The following is a 2748-nucleotide window of genomic DNA, read 5'->3' as shown; positions in this document are numbered from 1 at the left end:
AAAAAGGGATCAATCCGTTGCACCGGAGACACGAAGGCTCAAATCAAGCTGCCAAACACCGCTCAAAAACCTGAATCATTCACCCGTCAGACGCGGGGCCGGTAGCTGGTGTTCCTGGAGATCCGCCAGTTTGGAGAGTGATGGTAGGGACGATAGCGGTACCAGAGGAATCGACGATACCGCCCGATTCATCAACGGTAAAGTATGGATCGCCCCTTCGCCATTCGGTACGAACGAAACGTCCATCCGGTCGTGGCCGCGCATGATATTGGTATCGTCCTGGAGATAGCCGACTCCATCGTTCGGCAATTCCGTCCGCTCGCGTCAAAAACTGTTCAAACCCGCCATCGCCGCCATCCGGGCCGATTAGCGTCATGCCAACGAAAACATCAGGCACGGGGTCGCCATTGTCAGCAGAGACAACCTTGACAAGCGGTGGCCCGTGCCGGTCCGCGTATTTGGCCAGTTGAGCATCGTATTGTTCGCCGGATGACCGCATCGACGTCGGGCGAGATTGGCGATTGTCGCAAGCAGGAAGCACCAAGACAGTGAGTACCGCGAACGATTTGAAACAACGTGATAACGATGCCATTGAGGTCAGTAGTAGCGTGGACATGAAAGATTTCAATCGGATAACGGCAGAATTCACGGGGGACGGGCGAAAGACTCGCAAGCAAACCATTAAACACGACTCCCGTCCTCCCGTGCAATTCATGGTTCGTCGCTCCGAGTGTCGTCTACATCACATTGTACGACAAATACATCATTCCGTCTTTGAAGTAGACTCGCAGTTGGCCACCGTTTGATGCCATTTCCGTTGCGTACGCCTCTGAGGGATCGGAGAAACCAAGCCTTTGCTCGTCATGTTCAATCTGCCCTCGATCGTATTCAACCAAGCCCCAGGGATGTTGAGAAACCCAAGCATCAAATTCAGCCGCAGTCATTTTGTAGGCGGCAAACAGGTGACCGAAAGACGGTTCGTAGTGTACGCAACCAGTAGCCGGCACCAGCGTGTTGCTGTCTTGATGCTGCCGAACGAACATCCTTCGATGGAAAATTGAGTTTGACGCAAACGTAAATGCAACTCCAAGCACGATCATTGCAGCAATTACCCAGCCTGCTGCGAAACGCTTGGCGAGCCGGATGATCAACACGGCGGTGAACGCAGCAACGAAGCTCCATGCTGTAAGCGTGAAGAAAACGTTGATGTAGGTTTCGCCAAGTCCCTGATACATATTTGTCGACGAACGTTACACATCACCGAGCCGGGAAAGTTGATGTTCCATTTGTAAAACCCCGCAAGCCCGGCTTCGGTGCATGTGATGGTTCTGCCTTCAGCCAGTACTTCGCAAAGTGTCCAGCACTAAGGAACATATGTGTTCTTCAAGCCAGAAGCAATCACGCCGCGCTCGGCCATGCTTCCAACCAAGATCAATTGCGGCATCTATGAACGCGATGGCCAATTCCTCGGTGCAATCTTCACGTTGTAGTGTGCAGTTGGTTGCCAACAGTTGGCCCTTGGGGTGTCCAGTGTTTTTGATCTTTAAGTGGAGTCCGCCCTTCGTGTCGGGATACCACGAAAACCGATTACCCCTGTGATCCAACAGACGCGGAAAACCGTGAAAGCAATCGTAAATGCGTTCGTCGGTGAGCCCAAAGTCTTGAGGCTCGTCAGAAATTGGGGGCCATCCATTCTCAAATGCGACGTCCAGCAAGCGTCGAACGATCGCTGGGGTGACATCGTTGTCATAGTGGCAACGGGCAAATAGCGACGGGCCATTTAAATCGTCATCTGCGACAATTGAAACGGTCTTCTGCCAAGGAGCGTCTTCGTCGTAGTGAAAACGCCAACGGAACACTTGGTCACCGACAGTGATTCGGTTTGATTTGCGTTTAGGTGCAGACATAAATTCAGTGGCAGAACGCCCCGCATCACCGGGCGGGGAGTGTAAAGTGTGCCATTTGAAAACGGTCGCAAGCCCCGCTCCGGTGCATGTGCTGGTTATCCGCCGTCATGGTGTATCCATCGTGTAGCGAATGTCGTTGTTTGCGCACCATTGCAAGATTGCTTTGCGCTCGTGTCCAGCCTGATATTCGTACCAAGATTCGAGCAATCCATTCCGGTCAAGCAAGTCCTTGAATCGACGGAAAGCACCACGTCCACCAAATGCGTCGCGAACATCATCGAGCAATGCCGGTGCAATCTCGGATGCAAATTGAACCGCAAGTTGCGATCCCAGGCCAAAGTCTCGTGTGTCGGGTATAGCGACGTAGCGCGTTGTGTCGTCGAAGTCGTCAGGTTCGTCGTCGGAGTCGCCAAGCATCGAGAAGTAAAGTGAGCTGCCCGTATGGCGGTCGAGGTAGGCGTCATTCGAGCGATCATCGAAGTTTGCGTAGTCAAACGCCATTTCGATGGTGTCGAAGGCGAATACAACGTTCGGTGTTGTCATCGAAAGCAGGTCACGTAGCGGAAACGAGGTGAGCGGATTTCAGTCGGATAACGTTGGCCGTCACCGAGGACGGACGGTTGATTTTCCATTCGTAAAACCGCGCAAGCCGTCCTTCGGTGCACGGCTTGGTTACCCGCCGTTTTCAACGACGGTATAGGTGTAGTCAATAGCTAGTGTCTGTCCGGAAATCACTCCGAGTGCGATTTCCTCGGGGTGAGCTTACGAGTTTCAGTCGCGAAGATTCGGATTCCGAGTAGCGGGCGAAGTGATTTCCGGCTTCTCTACATGTTTTGCGAGC

4 protein-coding genes are annotated in these 2748 nt (G+C 53.0%); all 4 read right to left on the bottom strand.

Going from position 1 to position 2748, the window contains the following annotated elements:
- Nucleotides 1-79: 79 nt before the first annotated feature.
- Nucleotides 80-616, bottom strand: coding sequence for a hypothetical protein (locus tag Poly51_RS30150; protein ID WP_146462665.1), 537 nt, complete (start codon nt 614-616; stop codon nt 80-82).
- A gap of 121 nt (nt 617-737) precedes the next feature.
- The gene (locus Poly51_RS30145; RefSeq protein WP_146462664.1) at nt 738-1235 is read right to left on the bottom strand and encodes a hypothetical protein; all 498 of its coding nucleotides are present in this window, start codon (nt 1233-1235) and stop codon (nt 738-740) included.
- A 99-nt stretch (nt 1236-1334) separates the two neighbouring features.
- Nucleotides 1335-1907: a hypothetical protein gene (locus Poly51_RS30140; protein WP_146462663.1), complete on the bottom strand. Its 573-nt coding sequence runs from the start codon at nt 1905-1907 to the stop codon at nt 1335-1337.
- 105 nt (nt 1908-2012) lie between these two features.
- On the bottom strand, nt 2013-2450 hold the full coding sequence (locus Poly51_RS30135; RefSeq protein ID WP_146462662.1) for a UPF0158 family protein: 438 nt from the start codon (nt 2448-2450) through the stop codon (nt 2013-2015).
- Nucleotides 2451-2748: the final 298 nt, after the last annotated feature.

Origin of the sequence: Rubripirellula tenax (genome assembly GCF_007860125.1) — a bacterium.
Taxonomy (GTDB): domain Bacteria; phylum Planctomycetota; class Planctomycetia; order Pirellulales; family Pirellulaceae; genus Rubripirellula; species Rubripirellula tenax.
Note: the sequence above shows the minus strand (reverse complement) of the source record. Positions and strands in the feature narration are given on the sequence as shown.

Bases quoted from the DNA above. Each gene is read 5' to 3' on its own strand.
- Poly51_RS30135 (WP_146462662.1), bottom strand. From the start codon at position 2,450: ATGACAACACCGAACGTTGTATTCGCCTTCGACACCATCGAAATGGCG.
- Poly51_RS30145 (WP_146462664.1), bottom strand. From the start codon at position 1,235: ATGTATCAGGGACTTGGCGAAACCTACATCAACGTTTTCTTCACGCTT.
- Poly51_RS30150 (WP_146462665.1), bottom strand. From the start codon at position 616: ATGTCCACGCTACTACTGACCTCAATGGCATCGTTATCACGTTGTTTC.
- Poly51_RS30140 (WP_146462663.1), bottom strand. From the start codon at position 1,907: ATGTCTGCACCTAAACGCAAATCAAACCGAATCACTGTCGGTGACCAA.